This window comes from Pseudomonas sp. NPDC007930, from assembly GCF_042958985.1.
Lineage (GTDB): Bacteria > Pseudomonadota > Gammaproteobacteria > Pseudomonadales > Pseudomonadaceae > Aquipseudomonas.
Window position 1 is genome coordinate 167,489 of record NZ_JBIBKC010000003.1, and the last position, 24,648, is coordinate 192,136.

Below are 24,648 nucleotides of genomic sequence, written 5' to 3' on the forward strand. Positions count from 1 at the left end.
GGAAGGGGAGACACATGGGTATCATCGGCACCATCATCATCGGTTTCATCGTCGGGCTGCTGGCCCGCTTCCTCAAGCCCGGCGACGACAGCATGGGCTTCATCATGACCGTGCTGCTGGGGATTGGCGGCTCGTTGCTGGCCACCTACGGCGGCCAGGCGCTGGGCATCTACCAGGCTGGCCAGGCCGCGGGCTTCCTGGGCGCGCTGGTCGGGGCCATCGTGTTGCTGGTCATCTACGGGTTGATCAAGAAGAAGAGCTAAGGCTCGCCGGCCCTTCGCCCGGCTGTGCCGTAATGCTGTTCACTTAAGCAATCAGAGCGCTAAATCGGGGTTAAAAAGCCCTGATTTCTTAAAATGGCTTTACTGAGCGCATGACCTGACTGGCCCTTCGCCCGGCACAGCCGGCCTCCCACCAGATTGTGTAAGCCATTGATTTTAGGCTCAACACAGACCCCGTGGGAGGCCGGCTGTGCCGGGCGATGGGCCCTACAACCCCACCTCACCTCGCGTTAGAATCGCGTTTTCACCGCCGTTGGCTGCCCACTCAATGATCTTGCGTCTACTCACCTGCCTGGTGCTTTGCCTGGGCACTGCCCACGCGGCCGAGCTGCCCGAAACCGACTGGCTGGCGCTGATGCCCAAGTCAGACCAGAAAGCCCTCGAGGCCATGCCAGAAATCGACCACAACACCCCGGAGTCGGCCGGCAGCTTCACCCACAAAGGCGGCCTGAAGAACCCCAAGGGCTTGCCGGCGGTGATGTACTCGACCAAGACCGTGGCCGCGATGGACGGCAAGGCCATCCGCATTGGCGGCTACCCGGTACCGCTGGAAACCGACGCCAAGGGCCGTAGCACGCTGTTTTTCCTGGTGCCCTACCCGGGCGCGTGCATTCACGTGCCGCCGCCGCCGCCGAACCAGCTGATTTTGATCCGCTACCCCAAGGGCCTGAAGCTGGCAGACATCTACACGCCGCTGTGGGCCAGCGGCACGTTGAAGGTGGAGAAGGTGAGCAATGACCTGGCCGACGCCGCCTATGCGATGGACGCCTCGGCGGTCCGGGTGGTCAAGGAAGAGGACCTTTAAAGCGCTTCGCTGCTCAGGCGGTAGCCCAGGGTGTGGCTGGCGCCGGGCTCCAGGTTGAGCGCGCTACCGAGCACGTTGGCGGTTTCGATGCAGAACATCCGTTGCCAGCCGTCGTCGGCCATGTCGGCAAAGGCCTGGGCGCGTTCGATCCAGGGGTTCCAGATCACCGCCGCCTCGGCGCCTTCGGTGTCGATCAGCACGCGGCGGTTCCAGCCGCTGTCGGCGATGCTCAGGCGCTGCGGGGTGCCTAGGTAGATGCGGTCGGTTTCGCCGGTCACTTCCAGGGCGCCTTGCTGGCTGCGGGTTTCCCAGTTCTCGAGGGTTTCGACGTACTCCAGGCCCGCCACCTCGGGCACGTTCACCTGGCGCACGTCGCTCACGGCGAAGTAGGTGTGCAGCGCCTGGCTGATCGCCAGTGGCGCGCTGCCGAGGTTGCGCGTGGTCAGGCGCAGGGCGAGGTCGTCGCCCACGGTGATGCTCAGGCGCAATTCGGCCTTGTGCGGCCAGCCGGGCAGGGTGCCGGCGGCGGCCTGGGGCACGCTCAGGTGCAGGGTCACGCTGGGCTCGCTGTGCTCGATGCCGTCGAGCTCCCACGGCAGCGCCCGTACCAGCCCGTGGGACGGCGCGGCCTCGCTGGCCTGGCGCATGGCCTGCACCGCCTCGGGGTTTTTCGCCAGGTTGCCGAACCACGGCCAGCACACCGGCACGCCGGCGCGCACGGGGGTGCCGGGCTCGAAGGTGGCCTGGTCGTTCAGCCAGATCAGGGGTTGCTCGCCGGTGCGTTGGTAGCTCAGCACCTGGGCCCCTTGCTGGGCCACCAGCAGTTCGGCCTCGGCGGTACGGATGCGCCAGCATGGCAGGTTGCCGATGGTGATCGACTCAACGTTGGGGTGGGCCATGCAAACTTCCTCGTTCAGGGGGCAGGGGTGCTTCGCAACCGCACGAAGTGCATGCGCATTGACCACGGCCGGCGGCGCAAGTTTAGCTGCGCCGTGGCACCGCGCGGGTGCGGCCGCTGCCGTCGATGGCAACGAACACGAAGGTGGCTTCGGTGACCTTGCGCCATTCGCTGGAGAGGGGGTCGTCGCTCCACACCTCGACCATCAGCCGGATCGAACTGCGCCCGACCTCCAGCGTTTGGGTGTAGAAGCTCAGCTGCGCGCCCACCGCCACCGGCACCAGGAACGCCATGCGGTCGATCGACACCGTGGCTACGCGCCCGCCGGCCTGCTTGCTGGCCATGGCGGTGCCGGCGAGGTCCATCTGGGCGACCAGCCAGCCGCCGAAGATGTCGCCGAAGCCGTTGGTTTCCCGGGGCAGCGCGGTGATCTGCAGGGCCAGGTCGCCCTGAGGGATCGGATCTTCTTGTTCGAGCTCAATCATGCGGGGTGCCTCTGACCCTGACTCTTGATAGGTGGCGACCCAGTATATAGAGCACAGCCGGGCCGCATAACCGTTCAAGCACATATATATGTGCTTTTTCAAGCAATTTGGTATCTTTCGCCTCCTGCCGAGACGTGTGCGCCCTCCAACGAGGCGCAACTATAAGAGATGCCAACATGAGTACCGCGCCTTCCAGCGTTGCGCAGCCCTCGCGCCCGCTGACCCGTAACGACTACAAAACTCTGTCCCTGGCCGCCCTGGGCGGTGCCCTGGAGTTCTACGACTTCATCATCTTCGTGTTTTTCGCGGCGGTGGTGGGCAACCTGTTCTTCCCGGCCGACATGCCCGACTGGCTGCGCCAGGTGCAAACCTTCGGCATCTTTGCCGCCGGTTACCTGGCCCGCCCGCTGGGCGGCATCGTCATGGCGCACTTCGGCGACCTGCTTGGGCGCAAGAAGATGTTCACCCTGAGCATCTTCATGATGGCCCTGCCCACCCTGCTGATGGGCCTGCTGCCCACCTACGAGCAGATCGGCATGGCCGCGCCGATCCTGCTGCTGGTGCTGCGGGTGATCCAGGGCGCGGCGATTGGTGGCGAGGTGCCCGGTGCCTGGGTGTTCGTGTCTGAGCACGTACCCGGGCGCAGCGTCGGTTTTGCCTGCGGCACCCTGACCTGCGGCCTGACCACCGGCATCCTGCTCGGCTCGCTGGTGGCCACGGCCATCAACAGCATTTACAACGCCGAGCAACTGGCCGCGTTCGCCTGGCGCATTCCGTTCCTGCTGGGCGGGGTGTTCGGCCTGTTCTCGGTGTACCTGCGCCGCTGGCTGCACGAAACCCCGGTGTTCGCCGAACTGCAGCAACGCAAGGCGCTGGCCGCCGAGCTGCCGTTGCGCGCGGTATTGCGTGATCACCTGCCGGCGGTGGTGGTGTCGATGCTGCTTACCTGGTTGCTGTCGGCGGCGATCGTGGTGGTCATCCTGATGACCCCAACCCTGCTGCAGAAATTGTTCGGCTTCAGCCCCAAAGAGGCGCTGCAGGCCAACAGCCTGGCCATCGTGTTCCTCAGCCTGGGCTGCATTGGCGCGGGCCGCCTGGCCGACCGCTTTGGCGCGGGCCGGGTGTTCGCCCTCGGCAGCCTGGGCCTGGGCGTGTGCACCTGGGTGCTGTACCACGGCCTGGGCGAGCACCCGCAGTGGCTGTTCCCGCTGTACTCGCTGACCGGCCTGTTCGTCGGCACCATCGGCGCGGTGCCCTACGTGATGGTCAAGGCCTTCCCGCCGGTGGTGCGCTTCAGCGGGTTGTCGTTCTCGTACAACCTGGCCTATGCAATCTTCGGCGGCCTCACGCCGATGGTGGTCAGCCTGATGATGAAGACCAACCCCATGGGCCCGGCCGTCTACGTGGCCGCGGTGTGTGCGATGGGCTTCGTGGTCGGCCTGTACCTGTTGGCGAAAAAGCGCTGATCGGCTGTAACCTGTTTGTCACGGCGGTGTCATAAATTGGCACCCGCTGTGTGCGCATGCTCCGGCAACCCCTGTAGTTCACCCTCGCCAGGAGCCCATCGATGCCGCTGAAGCCGTACCTCGCCGTTTTGCTGCTGTCGCTGGCCGGGTTGGGCGTGGCGCGCGCCGATGTCGACCCGTTGGTGCCGGCCTACCAGAAGGTCAGCGGGGTGGCCGGCAACCTCAACAGCGTGGGCTCCGACACCCTGGCCAACCTGGTCAGCCTGTGGGCCGAGGCGTTCAAGCGCGAATACCCCAGCGTGAACGTGCAGGTGCAAGCGGCGGGTTCGTCTACCGCGCCGCCGGCACTCACCGCTGGCACCGCCAACCTGGGGCCGATGAGCCGCAAGATGCGCGACTCCGAGGTGCAGGCCTTTGAAGAGCGCTTTGGCTACAAGCCCACTGCTGTGCCGGTGGCGGTCGATGCCCTGGCGCTGTTCGTGCACAAAGACAACCCCATCGAAGGCCTGAGCCTGGCCCAGGTCGATGCGATTTTCTCCTCGACCCGCCTGTGCGGCGCGCCGGCCGAGGTGCGCACCTGGGGCGACGTGGGCGTGAAGGGCGACCTGGCGGGCAAGCCGTTGCAGTTGTTCTCGCGCAACTCGGTGTCGGGCACCTATGGTTTCTTCAAGGAACAGGCGCTGTGCAAAGGGGATTTCAAAGCCAACGTCAACGAGCAGCCTGGCTCGGCCTCGGTGGTGCAGGCCATCAGCAACTCGCTCAACGGCATTGGCTATTCGGGTATTGGCTACCGCACCGCCAGCGTGCGCAGCGTGCCGTTGGCGCGCCAGCCCGGCGGGCCTTATATAGAAGACAACGAAACCAACGCGCTGAATGGCACCTACCCGCTGGCGCGCTTCATGTACGTGTACGTGAACAAGGCGCCGAACCGGCCACTGGCGCCGCTCGACGCTGAGTTCATCAGGCTGATCCTTTCGCAAACCGGCCAACAAATGGTTGCCAAGGACGGGTATATTCCGCTCCCGGCCAAGGTGATCCTGCGCTCGCTCAAAGAATTGGGCCTGGCGGCACCGGGCGCCACCGCTACCCCCTGACCGCTTCGCCGCACCGCCCCCCGGGTGGGTTTCGCTGCGCCCGTGGGGTGTAACGTTTCTGTCATATACCCCCGCTAGGGTGTGCGGATGAATGAGCTGACTAATCCTAAAATGGCCCACGGTTCGCCTGCGCCACGCATCGACTTCAATGCGCCGGCATTCCAGCGCAAACGTCGCCTGCGTGCGTGGGTCGACCGCTTGACGCACGGCTATGTGCTGGTGGGCGGGTTGGCGGTGTTGGCAGCCATTACGATGATTTTCTTCTACCTGGCCTATGTGGTGGCGCCGCTGTTCAAGGGCGCGCATTTGCAGTCACGGCCAGCGCTGGCCCCGGCCTGGCTGAAGGAGGCCGGCAAGCCATTGCTGCTCACCCTCGAAGAGCAAAACATGGTCGGCCTGCGGGTTTCCGACCAAGGGCAGGCGGTGTTTTTCGATGCCCAGAGCGGCGCGGCGTTGCAAACGATACCGCTGCCGGTGCCAGCCGGCACCCATGTGGTCTCCATCGCCAAAAGCCAGCCGGGCACGCCGTGGCTGGTGGCGGGGCTGGCCAACGGCCAAGCGCTGGTGATGCGCAGCAGTTACCAGCTCACTTATACCGGCGACACCAAGGCGGTCACGCCTACCCTGGAGTTCCCTTACGGCCAAGCCCCCTTCACCCTGGACCCCAAAGGCCGGGCGCTGGAACGGGTAAGCCTGACCGTGACCGACACCGCGCTGATGCTCGCTGGCTCCAGCGGCGCGCAGCTCAGCGTGCTGGCGGTCACCCGCGAAGACGACCTGCTCGCCGGCCAGCCGCGCCTGGAGCAGGCGCACATCGATTTACCGCAAATGGCCGAGCCGGCCAAGGCGATCTACCTCGACCCGCGCCAGCAGTGGTTGTACGTGCTCAACGGGCGTGCCCAGGCCGACGTGTACGACCTGCGCCAGCGCACCCTCAATGGCCGCTACAAACTGGTCGAAGACGCCAACGTGCAGGTGACCGCCAGCCAGCAGCTGGCCGGCGGCGTATCGTTGATGGTCGGCACCTCCAAGGGCACCATCAGCCAGTGGTTCATGGCTCGCGATGTCGACGGCGAGCCGCGGCTCAGCCACATTCGCGACTTCCAACTGGGCGACCAGCCGATCGCCTTCATCCGCCCCGAAGAACGCCGCAAGGGCTTTATCGCCCTCGACGCCAGCGGCAAGCTGGGGGTGTTCCACAGCACCGCGCACCGCACCTTGCTGATCGAGCAAGTGGCCACCCACGGCGATGCCCTGGGGATGTCACCGCGGGCCGACCGGCTGATGGTCGAGCAAGACCACCAGTGGCTGCCGTTCGCGCTGAGCAACCCGCACCCGGAGGTGTCGTGGAGCGCGCTGTGGGAGCGGGTGTGGTACGAGAACTACGACAAGCCAGAGTTCGTCTGGCAGTCCACCGCCACCAACAGCGACTTCGAGCCCAAGCTGAGCCTGGCGCCCTTGACCTACGGCACCCTCAAGGCGGCCTTCTACGCCATGCTGCTGGCCGCGCCGCTGGCGATCGCCGCGGCGATCTACACCGGGTACTTCATGGCGCCGCCGATGCGCCGCAAGGTCAAGCCGGTGATCGAACTGATGGAAGCCATGCCCACGGTGATCCTCGGGTTTTTTGCCGGGCTGTTCCTGGCGCCCTATGTGGAGGGCCACCTGCCGGGCATCATCGGCCTGTTCCTGCTGACCCCTCTAGGCATCCTGTTGGCGGCGTTCGGCTTCAGCCACCTGCCAGTGCGCTGGCGCGCGGCGTTGCCCAGCGGCTGGGAGGCGGCCTTGCTGATCCCGGTGATCCTGCTGGTGTGCGGGCTGTCGTTGTACCTCAGCCCGGCCATCGAAACCGCCTGGTTCGGCGGCGACATGCGCCAGTGGATCACCCAGCATCTTGGCCTGGGCTTCGACCAGCGCAACGCGTTGGTGGTGGGCATGGCGATGGGCTTCGCGGTGATCCCGAACATCTACTCGATCGCCGAAGACGCCATCTTCAGCGTGCCGCGCAGCCTTACCCACGGCTCGCTGGCGCTGGGCGCCACGCCGTGGCAAACCCTGACCCGGGTGGTGCTGCTGACCGCCAGCCCGGGGATTTTCTCCGCGCTGATGATCGGCCTGGGCCGCGCGGTGGGTGAAACCATGATCGTGCTGATGGCCACCGGCAACACGCCGATCATGGACATGAACCTGTTCGAAGGCATGCGCACCCTGGCCGCCAACGTGGCGGTAGAGATGCCCGAGTCGGCCGTGGGCAGTAGCCATTACCGCGTGCTGTTCCTCACCGCGCTGGTGCTGCTGCTGTTTACCTTCGTCATGAACACCGTGGCCGAAGTGATTCGCCAGCGGCTTCGCAAGCAATACTCGTCGTTGTGACGCCCGGGGCCATGGTGAAGAACGCACACATCAAAGACTGGTTCAAAAGCGGCGCCCCCGGGGTGTGGCTCAGCGCGGGCGCGGTGGCCATGGCGGTGATCATGACCGTTGGCCTGCTGCTGGTGATCGCCGTGCGCGGCCTGGGGCACTTCTGGCCGTCGGCGCTGGTGGAAGTGAGCTACCAGGTACCCGGCCTGCCCGCGCACACGCTGGTGGGCGAGGTGGTCGAGCGCGAGCAGGTGCCGCGTGAGCGCCTGCGCGCGGTGAGCAATGCGGTACCGGCCGATGGCCCGCAAACCATGACCCGCGAGCTGCTGAAGGTGGGTAACCGCGACCTGTACGGCAGTGATTTCGTTTGGGTGGTGGCCGACTGGCTGCCACGGGTCAGCCAGCCCGCCGACCTGGTCACCCTCGAGCGCCGCGAGTGGGGCAACTTCTACGGGCGCCTGATGGACGTGCGCGAGCACGGCCAGGTGGTGGCCCAGGGCGCCGACGCCTGGGCCGAGCTGAATACCCGGCTGGCGCGGGTGGCGGGCCTGCAACGGCAGCTGGAGCGGCTGCAGAGCCACGACCTGGTACAGGTGAACCGCGCCCTCGAAGCCGCGCGCCTGCAAGGGCGCAAGCTGGAGCTGAACGGCCAGCTGAATGCCGAGGCCCAGGCCGACCTCGCCAGCGAGCAGAGCGCCCTGCAGGCCCGCTACAGCGAGATCGAGGCGCGCCTCGACGCGCTGCGCGAGCAACTGCAGCGTGACAGCCTGACCGCCGTGGAAGCCGGCGGCAAGGCGGTGCAGATCGACCTGGGCCAGGTGGTGCATGCCTACCGCCCCAACGCCATGGGCACGGCGGCCAAGTTCGGCTTCTATTTCAGCAAGCTGTGGGAATTCCTCAGCACCGGCCCGCGCGAGGCCAACACCGAGGGCGGGGTGTTCCCGGCGATTTTCGGCACGGTGATGATGACCCTGATCATGGCCATTATCGTCACCCCATTCGGCGTGCTGGCCGCGGTGTACCTGCGCGAATACGCCCGCCAAGGCTGGGTCACGCGGCTGATCCGCATCGCCGTGAACAACCTTGCCGGGGTGCCGGCGATCGTCTACGGCGTGTTCGGCCTGGGCTTCTTCGTGTACTTGCTGGGCGGCTCGATCGACCGGGTGTTCTTTTCCCAGGCGCTGCCCGCGCCCACCCTCGGCACCCCGGGGTTGCTCTGGGCCTCGTTGACCCTGGCGCTGCTGGCGGTGCCGGTGGTGATCGTCGCCACCGAAGAGGGCTTGTCGCGCATCCCCCGCAGCCTGCGCGAGGGTTCGCTGGCGCTGGGCGCCACCCGCGCCGAAACCCTGTTCAAGGTGGTATTGCCGATGGCCAGCCCGGCGATGATGACCGGGATGATCCTGGCCATCGCCCGCGCCGCCGGCGAGGTGGCGCCGCTGATGCTGGTGGGCGTGGTGAAGATGGCCCCAGCCTTGCCGGTCGATGGCCAGTTCCCCTATGTGCACCTGGACCAGAAGATCATGCACCTGGGCTTTCATATCTACGATGTCGGCTTCCAGAGCCCGAACGTTGAGGCGGCGCGGCCTTTGGTCTACGCCACCGCGTTGCTGCTGGTGCTGGTCATCGCGTTGCTGAACCTGTCTGCGGTGGCCCTGCGCAACCACCTGCGGGAAAAATACAAAGCGCTCGACACCTGACCCCTGGCGAGCGAACGAGGCTGAACATGCAGCGATTCATGCACCATCAACGCGGCCGGCACGATCTGGCCCAACAGCGCAACGCGCTGGAGCCGTCGAACATCGCCCTGCAGGTGATGGGCCTGAGCCTTTATTACGGGGCGGCCCGCGCCCTGCACGAGGTCGACCTGAACATCCTGCGCCAGCGCGTCACGGCGTTCATCGGCCCGTCGGGCTGTGGCAAGTCGACCCTGCTGCGCACCTTCAACCGCATGAACGACCTGATCGACGATTGCCGGGTGGAGGGGCAGGTCAACCTCGAAGGGCAGAACATCTTCGCCAAGGGCCGCGACGTGGCCGAGCTGCGCCGGCGGGTGGGCATGGTGTTCCAGAAGCCCAACCCGTTCCCCAAGACCATCTATGAAAACGTGGTGTACGGCCTGCGCATCCAGGGCGTGAACAAAAAGCGCATGCTCGATGACGCCGTCGAGTGGGCCCTGCGCGGCGCTGCCCTGTGGGACGAGGTCAAGGACCGCCTGCATGAGTCTGCCCTGGGCCTTTCTGGCGGCCAGCAGCAGCGCCTGGTGATCGCCCGCACGATTGCGGTCGAGCCTGAAGTGCTGCTGCTCGATGAGCCGTGCTCGGCGCTCGACCCGATTTCCACCCTGAAGGTGGAAGAGCTGATCTACGAATTGAAATCGAAATACACGATTGTAATCGTCACCCATAACATGCAGCAGGCTGCGCGGGTCTCTGACTACACCGCCTTCATGCACATGGGTAAGCTGGTCGAATTCGGTGATACCGACACGTTGTTCACCAATCCGGCAAAAAAACAGACCGAAGATTACATCACTGGCCGCTATGGCTGATTGGCCTGATTGCACGTGCAACGCTGTCGTTTCCCTTCCACCGAGCGCTCCATAGGGTTTTGATCATGATTGACAAGCACAGCCTTACCCACCACATCTCCCAGCAGTACAACGCCGAGCTGGAAGAGGTTCGCAGCCACCTTCTGGCCATGGGCGGCCTGGTTGAAAAACAAGTCAACGATGCCGTCACCGCGCTGATCGACGCCGATTCGGGCCTGGCCCAGCAAGTGCGCGATATCGACGACGAAATCAACCAGATGGAGCGCACCATCGACGAGGAGTGCCTGCGCATTCTGGCCCGCCGCCAGCCTGCCGCCTCCGACCTGCGCTTGATCATCAGCATTTCCAAGTCGGTGATCGACCTGGAGCGCATCGGTGACGAGTCGACCAAGATCGCCCGCCGCGCCATCCAGCTGTGCGAAGAAGGCGAGTCGCCACGCGGCTACGTTGAAGTGCGCCACATCAGCGGCCAGGTGCGCGCGATGGTGCGTGACGCCCTCGACGCCTTCGCCCGCTTCGACGCCGACCTGGCGCTGTCGGTGGCCCAGTACGACAAGACCATCGACCGCGAGTACAAAACCGCGCTGCGCGAGCTGGTCACCTACATGATGGAAGACCCCCGGTCGATCTCCCGCGTGCTCAACGTGATCTGGGTGCTGCGTTCGCTGGAGCGCATCGGTGACCACGCGCGCAACATCGCCGAGCTGGTGATTTACCTGGTACAGGGCACCGACGTGCGCCACCTGGGGCTTGAGCGTATGCGCCTCGAGGTAGAGCGCGGCGCCGACCGGGCTAATGTTTCGCCCGCCGCAGACGATAACTAAGTTTGCCCGCATGCCCCACGCCCGGCCTTGGCCGGGCGTTTTCATTGAGGCAGCGATTAGATTGAGTGTGGGCCATCAGCGGATGGCTGCCCGTTTTCCTTGGCAATTAGCCATCATGCAGCGCTATGCTGGGCGGGTTTATTTCAGGAGTGGTCGATGGCTAAGGTCAGTGTTCTGGTGGTGGATGATGCGCCGTTCATCCGCGACCTGGTAAAAAAGTGCTTGCGCAACGCCTTCCCGGGCGTGCAGATCGAAGACGCCGTGAACGGCCGCAAGGCCCAGGCCATCCTGGCCCGCGAGCCTTACGACCTGGTGCTGTGCGACTGGGAAATGCCGGAGATGTCCGGGCTCGAGCTGCTCACCTGGTTCCGCCAGCAAGACGCCGGCAAGCACGTGCCGTTCATCATGGTGACCAGCCGTGGCGACAAGGAAAACGTGGTGCAGGCGATCCAGGCCGGGGTGTCGGACTACATCGGCAAGCCCTTCACCAACGAGCAGTTGCTCACCAAGGTGAAGAAGGCCCTGCATAAGGTGGGCAAGCTCGACGACCTGATGGCCAGCGGCCCGCGGCCAACCTCCACGGGCCTTGCCAACGACTCGCTCGCCGCGTTGACCGGTGGCCGCCCGGAAGCTGCCGCGGCCACCCGCCCGGCCGCCGCCGCGCCAGCCCCCGCCGCGCGCCCGGCGGAACCCGCCGCCGCTGCCCCGAGCGGGCCGCCCGGTGGCCGTGGCCAGGCCCAACTGCGGTTGGCCAGTGGTAGCACGCAACAGGCGGTGATCAAGGCGCTGAGCCTCAAGGAGGCGCTGCTGGTGGTCAAGCGCGGCGAGCAGTTGCCGCAGATCCTCGAGCACGCCGTGGTCGACCTGGAGCAGGGCGACAACGACGAAGTGGCGCGGCTGAACGGCTACCTGCACAGCATTACCGCGTTCGAGCCCAAGCCCGACAGCGAATGGTTGCAGTTGACCTTCCGCTTCGTCGACCAGGATGCGCAGAAGCTCGACTACCTGTCGCGGCTGATCGCCCGCGGCACCGCGCAGAAGCATTTTGTGCCGGGGGCCTGAGGCCTCGCGCTAGCGGCTGGGCTATGCTTCCCGGCTGCGGGGCCCTTCGCCTGGCGCAGCCGGCCGAAGGGCCCGTAGGCCCCACACCCTTGAACAGGCCCCTCGGCCCATGCACCACCACCTGCTCATCGCGGCCCTCGCCCTGGCCACCCCCTGCGCCCTGGCCCAGCCCACGGTGTACAAGTTCGTCGACGCCAACGGCGTGACCACCTACACCGACAAGCCCACCAAAGGCGCGCAGGTGTTCGTGTTCAACGACCGCATGGTCGAGCACCTCGAGCAGCAGGTGCACCTGGAACAAAACAAGGCCCGCGGCAAGGTCACCTTCAGCGCGCGCAACGACCTCTACGCGCCGGTGCAGGTCGAGTTGCGCTTCAGTGGCCTGCGCAACGTCGCCGGCGCGCCGAACAGCCTCAGCCGCGTGGTGCCGGCGCGCAGCACGGTCACCCTGGCGGTGCTGGCCGCCACGGACGCGGCCAAGCCGATGGGCTTCAAGCCGCGCTTCGATTACTTCCTGGGCGACCCAGCCTCGCCCACCGGCGGCTACCGTTACGCGCTGCCCTGGGTGGGCGGGCCGTTCTACATCAGCCAGGGCGCGAATGGGCAATACAGCCACACCGGGCCCAAAAGCCGCTATGCGCTGGACATCGCCATGCCCGAGGGCACGCCGATCGTCGCCGCGCGCGCCGGCGTGGTGGTCAAGGTGGAGAACAACCAGGGTGGGCGGGGCGCCGAGCCGGGCGGCAACTTCGTGCGCATTCTGCATGGCGACGGCACCATGGGGGTGTACCTGCACTTGATGCGCGGCTCGGTGGTGGTGCATGAGGGCGAACAGGTGGAACAAGGCGCGGCGCTGGCGCGCTCGGGCAATACCGGCAACAGCACCGGGCCGCACCTGCACTTCGTGGTGCAGCGCAACACCGGGCTGGCGCTGGAGTCGATCCCGTACCAGTTCGACCGGCCGGTCAGCAGCCTGCCGAACTTCGCCATGGGCGGGCGCTGATCACTCCAGCTTGAGCACCTTGGCCAGCAGGATCTTCGGCCCTTTCATCTTCTTGACGATGATCCGCAGGCCTTCGACCTCCAGCACTTCTTCTTCTTCCGGCACCCGCTTGAGGGTGTCGTACACCAGCCCGGCAAGGGTTTCCGCCTCGATGTGGTCGAGGTCTACGCCGAGCAGGCGCTCGACCTTGAACAGCGGCGTGTCGCCCCGCACCAGCAGCTTGCCGGGCTGGTACGCCAGCACCCCGCGCTCGGCCTTGCGGTGTTCGTCCTGGATGTCGCCCACCAGCACTTCGAGCACGTCTTCCATGGTCAGGTAGCCGATCACCTTGCCGTCGGCTTCCTCGACCAGCGCGAAGTGCGCCGCACCCTGGCGGAACTGCTCGAGCAGGCGCGACAGCGGCATGTGCTTGGACACCCGCTCCAGCGGGCGGATCAAGTCATCGAGGTCGAAGGCATCGGGAATGTAATGGCTGGCGGTGAGCTCCAGCAGCAGGTCCTTGATGTGCAGCAGGCCGACGAACTCGTTTTTTTCGTGGTCGTACACCGGGTAACGGCTGTATTTGTGCCGGCGCAGTTTTTCAAGAATCTGCGGCAGCGGCGCGGCGTAGTCGAGGATCACCAGGTCTTCGCGGGAGTTGGCGCAGTCCACCACTTCCAGCTCGCCCATTTCCACCGCCGAGGCCAGCACGCGCATGCCCTGGTCACTTGGGTCTTGGCCGCGGCTGGAGTGCAGGATCAGCTTGAGCTCTTCGCGGCTGTAGTGGTGCTCATGGTGCGGGCCGGGCTCGCCTTGGCCAGCGATGCGCAGAATACCGTTGGCGCTGGCGTTGAGCAGCCAGATGGCGGGGTACATCGCCCAGTAGAACAGGTACAGCGGCACGGCCGTCCACAGCGACAGCACCTCGGGCTTGCGGATCGCCCAGGACTTCGGCGCCAGCTCGCCGACCACGATGTGCAGGTAGGAAATCACGAAGAACGCGGTAAAGAACGAGGCGCCCTTGATCACTTCGGGGGTTTGCACGCCGGCGGCTTCGAGCAGTGGCTCGAGCAGGTGGGCGAAGGCCGGCTCGCCGACCCAGCCCAGGCCCAGCGAGGCCAGGGTGATACCCAACTGGCAGGCTGAGAGGTAGGCGTCGAGCTGGTTGTGCACGGTGCGCAGGATGCGCCCGCTCCAGCCGTGTTTCTCGGCGATGGATTCGACCTTGGTGGCGCGCAGCTTGACCATGGCGAACTCGGCGGCGACGAAGAAGCCGTTGAGCAGCACCAGCACGAAAGCAAAGATGATCATGCCGAAGTCGGCGAAGATCGAGGCAAGGGATAAACCGGGGGAAGGGTCCATGATGGGGCTTTGGGGAGTCCATGAAAGTGAAAAAAGGAACCACAAGCGGGAAGTTTCCCGCGTGAACTTGGCAATTTAGCGACTGGGCCGGCGCTTGCAAAGGGAAAATGCCGGGCGGTGGGTTATCGCTCCCGCACCTTGCGCGCGACCTGGGCGGGCGCGAAATGGCAGGTGAAGGTGCTGCCGTGGCCCGGAACGCTGGAAATTTCCATGCGCGCACGGTGGCGCAGCAGCACATGCTTGACGATCGCCAGGCCCAGCCCGGTACCGCCGGTGTTGGAGTTGCGGCTGGAGTCGACCCGGTAAAAACGCTCGGTCAACCGCGGAATGTGCTGGGTCTCGATGCCGATGCCGGAGTCTTTCACGCTCATGTGCGCGCCCTGGCCGTCCTGCCAGCAGCGGATCAGGATGCGGCCGTTGTCGGGCGTGTATTTAACAGCGTTGAACACCAGGTTGGAAAACGCGCTGCGCAGCTCCGGCTCGCTGCCCTTGAGGTACAGCGCCCCTTCGCTTTCGAGGGTGATGCTGTGGTTGCGCTCGCCAGACAACGCCAGGGCGTCGCTGCGGATGGTCTTGAGCAGCGGCTCGATGGCCACCGGGTGGTTGTCCGAGGGGTAGTCGGTGGCCTCGAGCTTGGCCAGCAGCAGCAGGTCGTTGAGCAGGGTTTGCATGCGGCTGCCCTGGCTTTGCATCTGCTGCAGGGCGCGCAGCCAGCGTGGGTTGATGCCCTCGCTGTTGTCGAGCAGGGTTTCGAGGTAACCGGTGATCACCGTCAGCGGCGTGCGCAGCTCGTGCGACACGTTGGCAACGAAATCCTTGCGCATCTGCTCCAGTTGGTGGATGCGGGTCACGTCGCGCACCACCAGCAGGTGTTCGTTGTTGCCGAAGCGGGTGATCATCACCTGGATGCGCACGCGGTCTTGAATGGGCGAGGGCATCTCCAGCGGGTCGGCGTAGTTCTCGGCGTGGTAGTACTCGAAGAACCGTGGGTTGCGCACCAGGTTGGTGATTGGCTGGCCGGCGTCTTGCGGGGTTTTCAGCCCGAGCATGGTTTCGGCGGCGTTGTTCCACCATTCCAGGTTGCCGTCGGTGTCGAGCATGATCACCCCGTCGCGCAGGGCGGCGGTGGACTCCTGCACCCGGTCGATCACCGCCTGCAGGCGGTCACGGGCGCGTTGGTCGCGGCGCTGGATCAGGTAAATGCTGTCGAACACATCGCCCCACAGGCCAGTGCCTTCGGGCGGCGGTTCGTCGGGCTGGTGGTGCTTGAGCCAGTGGTGCAGGCGCAGCAGCTGCTTGAGGGTCCAGGCCAGGTACAGGCCCAGGCCGATGGCCAGGCAAAAACCGGTATGGCCGGTGGCGAGCCCGACCAGCAGGCAGGCAGTGACCAGAAGCGCCAGGTGGCGTATCAGGATACCTAGCCAGTTCTGATTCAATTACCGCACATCCCTTGCAATGGTCGAGTGGCCGCGGGCTCAGCTTTTGGTGGAGAACCGGTAGCCGGTGCCGCGAACGGTCTGCACCAGGTTCTCGTAGGCATCGCCCAGGGCCTTGCGCAGGCGCCGGATGTGCACGTCGACGGTGCGCTCCTCAACATACACGTTGCCACCCCAGACCTGATCGAGCAATTGGCCACGAGTATAGGCGCGCTCCTGGTGGGTCATGAAGAACTGCAGCAGGCGGTATTCGGTGGGGCCCATCTCGGCCGGGCGGCCGTCGATGGTCACCCGGTGGCTGACCGGGTCGAGCAGCAGGCCGCCCACTTCGATCGGGGTTTCGCCATCGCTGGCACCGGCGCGGCGCAGCACGGCCTTGAGCCGGGCGACCAGCTCGCGGGGCGAGAACGGTTTGGTGATGTAGTCGTCGGCGCCGACTTCCAGGCCCTGGATCTTGTTGTCTTCCTCACCCTTGGCGGTGAGCATGATGATCGGCGTGCCGGCGGTGAGCTCGTCGCGCTTGAGGCGGCGGGCCAGTTCGATGCCGGAGGTGCCTGGCAGCATCCAGTCGAGCAGGATCAGGTCGGGTTTGCGGTCGACGATGATCGCGTGGGCGTTTTGCGCGTTCTCCGCCTCCAGGCATTCATAGCCGGCCATTTCCAACGCGACGGCGATCATTTCGCGGATGGGCGCTTCGTCGTCAACGATGAGAATACTTCTGCCAACCATGCTAGAGCCTCGAGTCAATCCTGTGTCTTGCGCAGCATTAGATAACGGAATTATTGCAGCGATGTGACACTGGCGACAGCAGGCAATGGCCGAATTCAGCGTAGCGCGTAATCCAGCACGATTCCGGCAAAAATCAGCAGCCCTGCCCAATGGTTATGCAAGAACGCCTCGAAGCACGCCAGGCGCTCGCGCCGGCGGGTTTTCCAGGCCTGCCAGGCAAAGCAACCGACCGCCCCGGCCACGCCCAGGTAGAACCACCCGCCGAGGCCGAAGCGCGCCCCGGCCAGCAGCAGGCAGGCCACCGCCAGGCCCTGCAGGATGGCGATGATCAGCCGGTCTGAGTTACCGAACAGGATGGCCGTGGACTTCACCCCGATGCGCAGGTCGTCGTCGCGGTCGGTCATGGCGTAGTAGGTGTCGTAGGCCACCGTCCACAGCAGGTTGGCGGCATACAGCAACCAGGCGGCGGCCGGTACGTGGCCGGTTTCGGCGGTGAAGGCCATCGGCATGCCCCAGGAGAACGCCGCGCCCAGCACCACTTGCGGGTAATGGGTGTAGCGCTTCATGAAGGGGTAGCAGAAGGCGATCAGCAAGCCGCCAAACGATAGCCAGATGGTGGTGGCGTTGGTGCACAGCACCAGCGCGAAGCTGGCCAGCACCAGTACCGCGAAGAACACCAGCGCCTCGCGGCTGCGGACCTTGCCGCTGACCAGCGGGCGCTGCTCGGTGCGCTTCACGTGGCCATCGACCTTGCGGTCGGCGAAGTCGTTGATCACGCAGCCGGCGGCGCGCATCAGCAGTACGCCCAGGCTGAAGATGACCACGTTGGCCAGCGTGGGCGAGCCCTCGCCGGCGACCCACAGCGCCCACAGGGTGGGCCACAGCAGCAGGTAGATGCCGATCGGTTTATCAAAGCGGGCGAGCTGGATGAAGTCCCAGCAGCGGGGGTGCAGGCGGTTGAGCGAGCGCAGCAGGTTCAGGTACATCCGGGGTTCTCTTCAGGGGCCGCCAGGGCTTGCCACAGCGCCGGCAGGAACACTTCCATCACCAGGACCGAAAATGCCCCGCGGTCGAAGCGTGACCGCCGGGCCCACAGGCCTTCGCGGGCAACCGCGCGCGGCAGCCAGGGGCGTGGATAGTGGCACACCTCGATGGGGCGGCGCACGAAGGCCGTGTCGTTGAACAGCAACTCGCCCAACGAGCGATTGCCCAGCGCCGCCAGGGCGAAGTTATCCGCCTGCAGCGCTTCGCGCCCGGCCACGCTGCGGGCGAACACCCAGGCCTCGCCGCGGCCACGCAGGAACACCTCGCGCACCCAGCCCTCGCTGCCCGTGGCCAGGCCCAGGGCCTGGCATTCGTCGTCGCGCAGGGTTTGCCAACCCTCGTGCAAGGGGGTCACGTTGAAGCGGTGCGCGGAGGCGAGCGTCAGCCGGCGGGTCAGTGAGCCGCTGTCGAACAGCCACCCTTGAATGGGTTCGGGTGCGCCGAGGGCATCGGCGGCCCAGCCGGGCCGAAAGGCCTGCAAAGGATGAGTGGGCACGATGGGCGAACATTGGCGAAATTGAGGGCTGGCAGCTTAGCATGTTTGTATCGGCGGTTAGCGTAAGCGGATCCCGAACCGCGCGCGGCGCGCCGCACTTACCCGTGCGCAATCGCTGGCGCCAGCTACGATGAAGCACAGGGCCGGCGCGGGGGGCGAAGGCTGCCATGGCGGGAATGCCGTACAGTCCGTCGGAAACACTTTGTTCTTGTGCCCCGAATGCCTGCGGCAGCACTGGCGCGGCGCCTTTGGCCATGCCATCCTCATGCCCATCAGCCGCAGAGTAGAGCCTGCCGGCCGTTACGTCGCTGTAGCTATAACAGTGCGTCATAAAAACAATAACCGACTAGAGGTTTCACCATGCGCAAACCCGAACTGGCCAGTGTCATCGCAGAAAAGGCCGACCTCACCAAAGACCAAGCCAACCAAGTCCTCAACGCCTTGCTCGATCAGATCAGCCTGAGCGTGAGCAAGGGCGAGAACGTCACCCTTGTGGGCTTTGGCACCTTCGAAAAACGCCACCGCGGCGCCCGCCAGGGCAAGAACCCGCAAACCGGGGAGCCGGTGAAAATCCGCGCCAGCAACACCGTGGCGTTCAAGCCCGGTAAGTCCTTCAAGGAAATCCTGGCCTCCTGAGCCCCCTCGAACACGGAACCTATGGCGCAACGGCCATGTCCTTCGCAGGGCATGGCCGTTGTGTTTTCACAGGGAGCGGAACGATGGGAAAGATTGTTCGATGGATCGCCGAACATGGCCGGGGCCTGGAGCATCTGAGCCTGGCGTTTCGCGAAAGCCTGGTGATGGCAAACAGCGTGGTCATCGGTGAGCGCGGTGGCACGCCCTACGGGCTGGTGTACACGGTGAGCGTCGATGCCGAATGGCGCACGCGCCTGGTCGACATCGCCAGCCCTTCCGGCAGCCCGTCGCTGCGCTTGTGGGCCGATGGCCACGGGCGCTGGCGCGATGTCGAAGCCGACCGCGATGTCCCGGCGCTCGATGGCTGCATCGACGTCGACATCGCCGCCACGCCGTTCACCAACACCCTGCCGATCCGCCGCCTGCCCTGGCAGGCCGGGCAAAGCCGCACGCTGCGCATGGCCTACATCAGCGTGCCAGACCTCACCCCCTCGGCGATGACCCAGCGCTACACCTGCCTGGAGCCGTTCAAGTGGTTCCTCTACGAGAACCTCGACGGGGTGTTCCAGGCCCAGTTGGAGCTGGACAACGACGGCCTGGTGATCGACTACCCCGGGTTGTTCACGCGGGTGCCTTGAAGCGCGCCAGGCAGTGCTCGATCGAACGCTGCTGGGTGGCTTCGTACAAGCCCATTTCATCGATGACCGGGCGCCCCAGGGCGGCCTCGAACTGCGCCTGGTTGGCGTTCTGGCCGTAGTCGCTCTGGGCGCCTTCGCCCAGGTTGGACTGGAATATCCCCGCCGCGCTGACCGGCAGGAAGTCTTCGTACACAATCGGCGCGTAACCCACCAACCCGGCGCCGATCAGCTCGTCGAGCGTGCCGGCCCGCGGGCCGGCGGCCTCGCCTTGTTCGGTGAGGAAATAACGGAACCACGCCAGGTTCTGCTGGCGCAACTGCGCCAGGTCATCGGGAAACTCACTGAAGTGCTCGCCCAGCAGGCGCATGTACTCGGCGGCGTTGCCTTCGCTGGGCACGCCGGCCAGGGCTTCACGCGAGGTGTCGAGCAGGCGGTCGTAGAGCGCGCGGCCGGCGGGGGTGAGCGCCGCGCCGCGCTGTTCGATTTCACCGAAGCGCGCGGTATGGCTGCCTTCGGCGCCCGTTTGGTCGCTGAAGGCGACCTTCTCCTGCAAGGCCTTGAAGCTGGTCTGGCGCAGCAGGATCGGCTGGCGCCGCGGTGGCGGGCCTTCGATCACCGCCTTCGGGGTGATGCCAGCGGCGGGCATGCCCTGCTGGATGCGGTCGATGTCGAGGGTGCGCGGGGTGAGGTGGTTGATGTGCGGGCCCTTGAACGCGACCACGTCGGCGATCAGCCGGTGTTGGTCGTGCAGCGCCTGGTACTGCGCCGCGCTGACCGTGGCGCGGGGGTGCCAGCGGAAGGTTTCCAGCGCCTCGCGCACGAACGCCTCGGCTTCGCTTTCGTTCAGGCCACCGGCCTGTTCGTGCTGGGCGATCAACGCCAGTGCCGGCTCGGTGAAGATCTGCCGCGCCGCCAGGATGCCCGCCGCGGTCTCGCGCAGCTCGGCATTGCCGATCAGCTCCAGGCGCAGCAGCGAGGTAAACACCCGGAACGGGCTTACCGCCAGCGAGGCCTCGTGCACCGCGCGGAAGGCGGTGGAGTGCACCGGTACGCCGGCCGGGGTGAGGTCGTAATACCCCACCGGGGCCATGCCCATCACCGCGAACAGGCGGGCGAGGGTGGCCAGTTCCTGCGCGGTGCCCACGCGGATCGCGCCATGGCGCTCGGCGCCCAGGCGCTCCAGCTCGGCGCCGCGCTCCAGGGCCTGGCGCAGTGCAGGCTGCTCGGCCAGCACCGCCTCGTTGGTGTTCGCCACCAGCGCCAGCAGGGCGCCGTAGAGGGGCACTTCCTGCTTGTACATCTCAGACATGGCGCGGGAAAACTGCGCGCGGATGGCATCAGGGCGGATAAACGCGGTGGCGGGCATGGCACGGGGCTCCAGCAAGGGGGACCACGCCATGAAAACGGTGAAGGGGGTACCGGCGCAAGCGAAAAAAAGTCCGGGGGTCATTCCGCAAAGTGCTGAACCTCAGCCCGTTGCGGCCATTTAATTAAGGCGCTGAGCATTCCGGCAGGGAATGATGTGCTGCCGATTCCTCGCTTGTCCGAAGGCCGGGGCGGGTCAATACTCGGTCCATCCTCTTCATTCGCTTGCACAGGAGCACCCCCATGATCGACAGCCTGCTTCAGAGCCTGGGCGTTGCCGCTTTGGCCTACCAGAACGGTAACCACCCGGTGTACACCCCCATCGATGGCAGCCAGATCGCCTCGGTGACCCTGCAGGGCAAGGCCGAGACCGAGCAGGCCATAGGCCGTGCCCATGCCGCCTTCGACACCTGGCGCCAGGTGCCGGCGCCGCGCCGCGGTGAGCTGGTGCGCCTGTTCGGCGAAGTGCTGCGCGAACACAAGGCCCAGCTCGGTGAGCTGGTCAGCATCGAGGCCGGGAAGATCACCCAGGAAGGCCTGGGCGAAGTGCAGGAAATGATCGACATCTGCGACTTCGCCGTGGGCCTGTCGCGCCAGCTGTACGGCCTGACCATCGCCTCCGAGCGCCCGGGCCACCACATGCGTGAAACCTGGCACCCGCTGGGTGTGGTTGGGGTGATCAGCGCGTTCAACTTCCCGGTCGCGGTCTGGTCGTGGAACACCGCGCTGGCACTGGTGTGCGGCAACGCCGTGGTGTGGAAGCCGTCGGAAAAAACCCCGCTGACCGCGCTGGCCTGCCAGGCGCTGTTCGACAAAGCCGTGGCCCGTTTCGGCAGCGCCCCTGAAGGCCTGGCGCAGTTGGTGATCGGTGCCCGCGAGGCCGGTGAAGCCCTGGTCGACGACCCGCGCGTGCCGCTGGTCAGCGCCACCGGCAGCACCCGCATGGGCCAGCAGGTTGGCCCGCGCGTGGCCGCCCGGTTTGGCCGCAGCATCCTCGAGCTGGGCGGCAACAACGCCATGATCGTCGCCCCGAGCGCCGACCTCGACCTGGCCGTGCGCGGCATTCTGTTCTCCGCCGTGGGCACTGCTGGCCAGCGCTGCACCACCCTGCGCCGGGTGATCGCCCACCACTCGATCAAAAACGAGCTGATCAACCGCGTGAAGGCTGCCTACGGCAAGGTGCGCATTGGTGACCCGCGCGAGAACAACCTGGTCGGCCCGCTGATCGACAAAGCCTCGTTCGACGCCATGCAGGGCGCCCTGAGCCAGGCCCGCGACGAAGGCGGCCAGGTGTTCGGCGGCGAGCGCCAACTGGCCAGCCAGTACCCGAACGCCTACTACGTGGCCCCGGCCATCGCCGAAATGCCCGGGCAGAGCGCGGTGGTACGCCATGAAACCTTCGCGCCGATCCTCTACGTGCTGGGCTACGACAGCTTCGAAGAAGCGCTGAAGCTGAACAACGAAGTGCCGCAGGGGTTGTCTTCGTGCATCTTCACCACCGACCTGCGTGAAGCCGAGCGCTTCCAGAGCGCGGCCGGCAGTGACTGTGGCATCGCCAACGTCAACATCGGTACCAGCGGCGCGGAAATCGGCGGCGCCTTCGGCGGCGAGAAAGAAACCGGCGGCGGCCGTGAGTCCGGCTCCGATGCCTGGAAGGGCTACATGCGCCGGCAGACCAACACCATCAACTACTCGCGCGAGCTGCCGCTGGCGCAAGGGATCGTGTTTGACTGAGGCGCCCCGGCGCTAGCCCGTGCCCGCCCTTTGGCGGGCACGTTCACATTCGGTTTTCGTGCATTCATGAGGGCGACACGCTCAATGGCCAGCCAACTGCATCAACAATGCCTGTGGGAGCATGTGCTGCCGCAACCCGCGCCGGCCACGGCGCTGGCCGGGGAAACCTCGGCCGATGTGTGTGTGATCGGCGCCGGCATCACCGGCCTGTGTGCGGCCATCCACCTGCTCGAGCAGGGCCGCAAGGTGGTGCTGCTCGATGCCAACCGGGTCGGCCATGGCGGCTCTGGGCGCAACGTGGGGCTGGTCAACGCCGGCACCTGGATCAAGCCCGACGATGTTGAAGCCACCCTGGGCAGCACCCAGGGCGCGCGCCTGAACAAGGTGCTCGGCGAAGCCCCGGCGGCGGTGTTCGCGATGATCGAACGCTACGGCATCGACTGCCAGGCGCGCCACCACGGCACCTTGCACATGGCCCACAACGCCACTGGGCTGGCCGACCTGCGCAGCCGCCATGAACAGTGGAGCCGCCGTGGCGCCGATGTCGAAATGCTCACCGGTGCCCGCTGTGAAGAATACTGCGGCACCAACAAGGTCGAGGCTGCGTTGCTCGACCGCCGCGCCGGGACGATCAACCCGATGGCCTACGCCCGTGGCCTGGCCGAAGTGGTCGAGCGCCTGGGCGGGCGGTTGTTCCAGCAGTCGGCGGTGACCGCGCTGCAGCGCGAAGGCTTCGGCTGGCGCGCCAGCACCGCCGCGGGCAGCGTGGTCGCCGACCAAGTGGTGATCTCCACTGGCGCCTACACCGAAGGCGAGTGGAACGCGGTGCGCGGCAATTACTTCCGCGGCTACTACTACCAGGTGGCTTCGCAGCCACTGGAAGGCGCCGCGGCCGAACGGGTATTGCCCCATGGCCAGGGCTCGTGGGACACCCGCACGGTGCTGAGCAGCATCCGCCGGGACGACCAGGGCCGCCTGCTGCTGGGCAGCCTGGGCCGGGTAGACAACAAGCCGGGGTGGTTCATCAAGGGCTGGGCCGACCGCATCCAGCGGCACTACTTCCCGGCGCTGGGCAAGGTCGAATGGGCCATGCACTGGACCGGCGTGATCGACTTCACTCCCGACCACCTCATGCGCCTGTACGAGCCGGCCGCCGGCCTGGTCGCGGTGACCGGCTACAACGGCCGTGGCAACACCACCGGTACCGTGCTCGGCCGCGCGCTGGCGGACTTCCTCCTGACCAACCGCGCCGAAGACCTGCCCGTGCCGTTCTCGGCGAACAAACCGGTCAGCGTGCCGGCGCTGCGTACGGCGTTCTATGAAACCGGGTTCTCGCTGTACCACGCCGGGCAGTGTTTGCGGGTGGTGTTGTAGTAGGGGGCCTCTCGCCCGGCGGTGCCGTAATGCTGTTCACTTAAGCAATCAGAGCGCCAAATCGGGGGTGAAAAGCCCTAATGACTTCAGGTGGTTTTACTGAGCGCATGACCTGAATGGCCCATCGCCCGGCACAGCCGGCCTCCCACGGGTGTGTATTGCTCCGTAAATCAATGGCTTACACAAGTCTAGTGGGAGGCCGGCTGTGCCGGGCGATGGGCCCTGAAGCTCATGCACAAAATCAGCAGAGCTCACAGATTGATCCCTTCCATAAAGCCGTGAAATGGCTTAAGTGAACAGCATTACGGCGGTGCCGGGCTAGCTGCCCGCCATCACACCGAAAAGAAATACCGGGTCACGTGGAAGAACACCGGCGCGGCAAAGCAGATCGAATCCATCCGGTCGAGCATGCCGCCATGGCCCTTGATCATCGTGCCCCAGTCCTTGGCGCTGATGCTGCGTTTCATCGCCGACATCACCAGCCCCCCAGGAACCCCATCAGCACCACGATGAAGGCCATCAGCAGGGACTGCCAGAAGCTGAACGGGGTCATCCAGAACAGGCAGCCGCCCACCAGCGTCGCCGCCAGCCCGCCACCCACCAGGCCCTCCACGGTTTTCGACGGGCTCACCGACGGCGCCACCTTGTGCTTGCCCCACAGCTTGCCGAACACGTACTGCAGCACATCGCTGATCTGCACCACGAACATCAGGTAGAACAGCAGCAGCGCGTTCTGCCCCTGGTAACCAGCGAGGTCGAGCAGCAACAGGGCCGGCGCGTGGCGACCATGCCGTCGAACAGGTTGCACAGCAAGCGGCCCTGGATGCCCAGCAGGCACAGCACCGAGCCAGTGATGCCCGGCGCCAGCACCAGCGCCCCGGCGCCCAGGGCGGCGAACAGGATGCTGATCAGCGAGATGTGATTCGGGGAAATGCCCGTGCGAATCAGCCATTGGGTGATGGCGTTCGCCCAGCGGGTAGAGCGCGCGCGGATGGGGCGGCGGTTGTCGTCCATGGGAGGTTCCTTCC

General features: G+C 65.9%; 23 protein-coding genes and 1 pseudogene. 14 read left to right on the top strand and 10 right to left on the bottom strand.

The window, feature by feature from the left end:
* Nucleotides 1-14: 14 nt before the first annotated feature.
* The gene (locus ACFZCE_RS08215; RefSeq protein ID WP_390937840.1) at nt 15-263 is read left to right on the top strand and encodes a GlsB/YeaQ/YmgE family stress response membrane protein; all 249 of its coding nucleotides are present in this window, start codon (nt 15-17) and stop codon (nt 261-263) included.
* A gap of 286 nt (nt 264-549) precedes the next feature.
* The gene (locus tag ACFZCE_RS08220; protein ID WP_390937842.1) at nt 550-1,086 is read left to right on the top strand and encodes a DUF3299 domain-containing protein; all 537 of its coding nucleotides are present in this window, start codon (nt 550-552) and stop codon (nt 1,084-1,086) included.
* Here ACFZCE_RS08220 and ACFZCE_RS08225 read toward each other — a convergent pair.
* Nucleotides 1,083-1,985: a D-hexose-6-phosphate mutarotase gene (locus ACFZCE_RS08225; RefSeq protein ID WP_390937844.1), complete on the bottom strand. Its 903-nt coding sequence runs from the start codon at nt 1,983-1,985 to the stop codon at nt 1,083-1,085. The two genes, ACFZCE_RS08220 and ACFZCE_RS08225, sit on opposite strands and share 4 nt — an antisense overlap.
* Nucleotides 1,986-2,067: 82 nt before the next feature.
* Nucleotides 2,068-2,469 (bottom strand): hotdog domain-containing protein, encoded by a 402-nt coding sequence (locus ACFZCE_RS08230; RefSeq protein ID WP_390937846.1) that lies wholly within the window; start codon nt 2,467-2,469, stop codon nt 2,068-2,070.
* A 176-nt stretch (nt 2,470-2,645) separates the two neighbouring features.
* On the opposite strand from ACFZCE_RS08230, the gene ACFZCE_RS08235 reads away from it, so the two are divergent.
* From ACFZCE_RS08235 to ACFZCE_RS08270, 8 genes are all read left to right on the top strand, one after another.
* Nucleotides 2,646-3,935 carry an MFS transporter gene (locus ACFZCE_RS08235; RefSeq protein WP_390937848.1) on the top strand — a complete coding sequence of 430 codons (1,290 nt, stop codon included), beginning with the start codon at nt 2,646-2,648 and terminating at the stop codon, nt 3,933-3,935.
* A 101-nt stretch (nt 3,936-4,036) separates the two neighbouring features.
* Nucleotides 4,037-5,029 (top strand): phosphate ABC transporter substrate-binding protein PstS family protein, encoded by a 993-nt coding sequence (locus ACFZCE_RS08240; RefSeq protein WP_390937849.1) that lies wholly within the window; start codon nt 4,037-4,039, stop codon nt 5,027-5,029.
* Nucleotides 5,030-5,116: 87 nt separating this feature from the next.
* Nucleotides 5,117-7,402, top strand: a complete 2,286-nt coding sequence (locus ACFZCE_RS08245; protein ID WP_390937851.1) for an ABC transporter permease subunit — start codon at nt 5,117-5,119, stop codon at nt 7,400-7,402.
* 11 nt (nt 7,403-7,413) lie between these two features.
* A complete protein-coding gene (pstA, locus tag ACFZCE_RS08250; protein WP_390937853.1) occupies nt 7,414-9,087 on the top strand; it encodes a phosphate ABC transporter permease PstA in 1,674 nt (557 codons plus the stop codon).
* 116 nt (nt 9,088-9,203) lie between these two features.
* Nucleotides 9,204-9,938 (top strand): phosphate ABC transporter ATP-binding protein PstB, encoded by a 735-nt coding sequence (gene pstB, locus ACFZCE_RS08255; protein WP_390938629.1) that lies wholly within the window; start codon nt 9,204-9,206, stop codon nt 9,936-9,938.
* Nucleotides 9,939-10,003: 65 nt separating this feature from the next.
* A complete protein-coding gene (gene phoU, locus ACFZCE_RS08260; protein ID WP_390937855.1) occupies nt 10,004-10,762 on the top strand; it encodes a phosphate signaling complex protein PhoU in 759 nt (252 codons plus the stop codon).
* 156 nt (nt 10,763-10,918) lie between these two features.
* Nucleotides 10,919-11,824: a response regulator gene (locus ACFZCE_RS08265; protein ID WP_390937857.1), complete on the top strand. Its 906-nt coding sequence runs from the start codon at nt 10,919-10,921 to the stop codon at nt 11,822-11,824.
* 109 nt (nt 11,825-11,933) lie between these two features.
* Entirely contained in the window at nt 11,934-12,827 is an 894-nt protein-coding gene (locus ACFZCE_RS08270; protein WP_390937859.1) for a peptidoglycan DD-metalloendopeptidase family protein, read from the top strand.
* Here the strand turns inward: ACFZCE_RS08270 and ACFZCE_RS08275 are convergent, their stop codons facing one another.
* From ACFZCE_RS08275 to ACFZCE_RS08295, 5 genes are all read right to left on the bottom strand, one after another.
* Nucleotides 12,828-14,168 (bottom strand): CNNM domain-containing protein, encoded by a 1,341-nt coding sequence (locus ACFZCE_RS08275; protein ID WP_390937861.1) that lies wholly within the window; start codon nt 14,166-14,168, stop codon nt 12,828-12,830.
* Nucleotides 14,169-14,290: 122 nt separating this feature from the next.
* Nucleotides 14,291-15,604, bottom strand: a complete 1,314-nt coding sequence (gene phoR, locus ACFZCE_RS08280; protein WP_390937863.1) for a phosphate regulon sensor histidine kinase PhoR — start codon at nt 15,602-15,604, stop codon at nt 14,291-14,293.
* 39 nt (nt 15,605-15,643) lie between these two features.
* Nucleotides 15,644-16,333 (bottom strand): phosphate regulon transcriptional regulator PhoB, encoded by a 690-nt coding sequence (gene phoB, locus ACFZCE_RS08285; RefSeq protein WP_390937865.1) that lies wholly within the window; start codon nt 16,331-16,333, stop codon nt 15,644-15,646.
* Nucleotides 16,334-16,428: 95 nt separating this feature from the next.
* Nucleotides 16,429-17,319, bottom strand: a complete 891-nt coding sequence (ubiA, locus tag ACFZCE_RS08290; RefSeq protein ID WP_390937866.1) for a 4-hydroxybenzoate octaprenyltransferase — start codon at nt 17,317-17,319, stop codon at nt 16,429-16,431.
* On the bottom strand, nt 17,310-17,858 hold the full coding sequence (locus ACFZCE_RS08295) for a chorismate lyase (RefSeq protein WP_390938630.1): 549 nt from the start codon (nt 17,856-17,858) through the stop codon (nt 17,310-17,312). Before ACFZCE_RS08295 ends, ubiA begins: the two co-directional genes overlap by 10 nt.
* A 375-nt stretch (nt 17,859-18,233) precedes the next feature.
* Here ACFZCE_RS08295 and ACFZCE_RS08300 point away from each other — a divergent pair, with 375 nt between their 5' ends.
* Complete coding sequence (locus ACFZCE_RS08300) at nt 18,234-18,509, top strand: HU family DNA-binding protein (RefSeq protein WP_390937868.1); 276 nt, start codon at nt 18,234-18,236, stop codon at nt 18,507-18,509.
* An 83-nt stretch (nt 18,510-18,592) separates the two neighbouring features.
* On the top strand, nt 18,593-19,147 hold the full coding sequence (locus ACFZCE_RS08305) for a putative glycolipid-binding domain-containing protein (RefSeq protein WP_390937870.1): 555 nt from the start codon (nt 18,593-18,595) through the stop codon (nt 19,145-19,147).
* Here the strand turns inward: ACFZCE_RS08305 and ACFZCE_RS08310 are convergent.
* Entirely contained in the window at nt 19,131-20,513 is a 1,383-nt protein-coding gene (locus ACFZCE_RS08310; protein WP_390937872.1) for a 2-oxoadipate dioxygenase/decarboxylase family protein, read from the bottom strand. The genes ACFZCE_RS08305 and ACFZCE_RS08310 overlap by 17 nt on opposite strands.
* 242 nt (nt 20,514-20,755) lie before the next feature.
* Between ACFZCE_RS08310 and ACFZCE_RS08315 the strand changes: the two genes are divergently transcribed.
* Both ACFZCE_RS08315 and ACFZCE_RS08320 read left to right on the top strand, forming a co-directional pair.
* Nucleotides 20,756-22,246 (top strand): aldehyde dehydrogenase family protein, encoded by a 1,491-nt coding sequence (locus ACFZCE_RS08315; RefSeq protein ID WP_390937874.1) that lies wholly within the window; start codon nt 20,756-20,758, stop codon nt 22,244-22,246.
* 84 nt (nt 22,247-22,330) lie between these two features.
* Nucleotides 22,331-23,620, top strand: coding sequence for an FAD-dependent oxidoreductase (locus ACFZCE_RS08320; protein ID WP_390937876.1), 1,290 nt, complete (start codon nt 22,331-22,333; stop codon nt 23,618-23,620).
* A 332-nt stretch (nt 23,621-23,952) separates the two neighbouring features.
* Here ACFZCE_RS08320 and ACFZCE_RS08325 read toward each other — a convergent pair.
* Together ACFZCE_RS08325 and ACFZCE_RS08330 are read right to left on the bottom strand one after the other, a co-directional pair.
* Nucleotides 23,953-24,395 (bottom strand): annotated as a pseudogene (locus ACFZCE_RS08325) (phosphatidate cytidylyltransferase); the annotation flags it as partial.
* Nucleotides 24,329-24,634, bottom strand: a complete 306-nt coding sequence (locus ACFZCE_RS08330) for a hypothetical protein (protein ID WP_390937878.1) — start codon at nt 24,632-24,634, stop codon at nt 24,329-24,331. The gene ACFZCE_RS08330 and the pseudogene ACFZCE_RS08325, both read right to left, overlap by 67 nt.
* Nucleotides 24,635-24,648 lie beyond the last annotated feature (14 nt).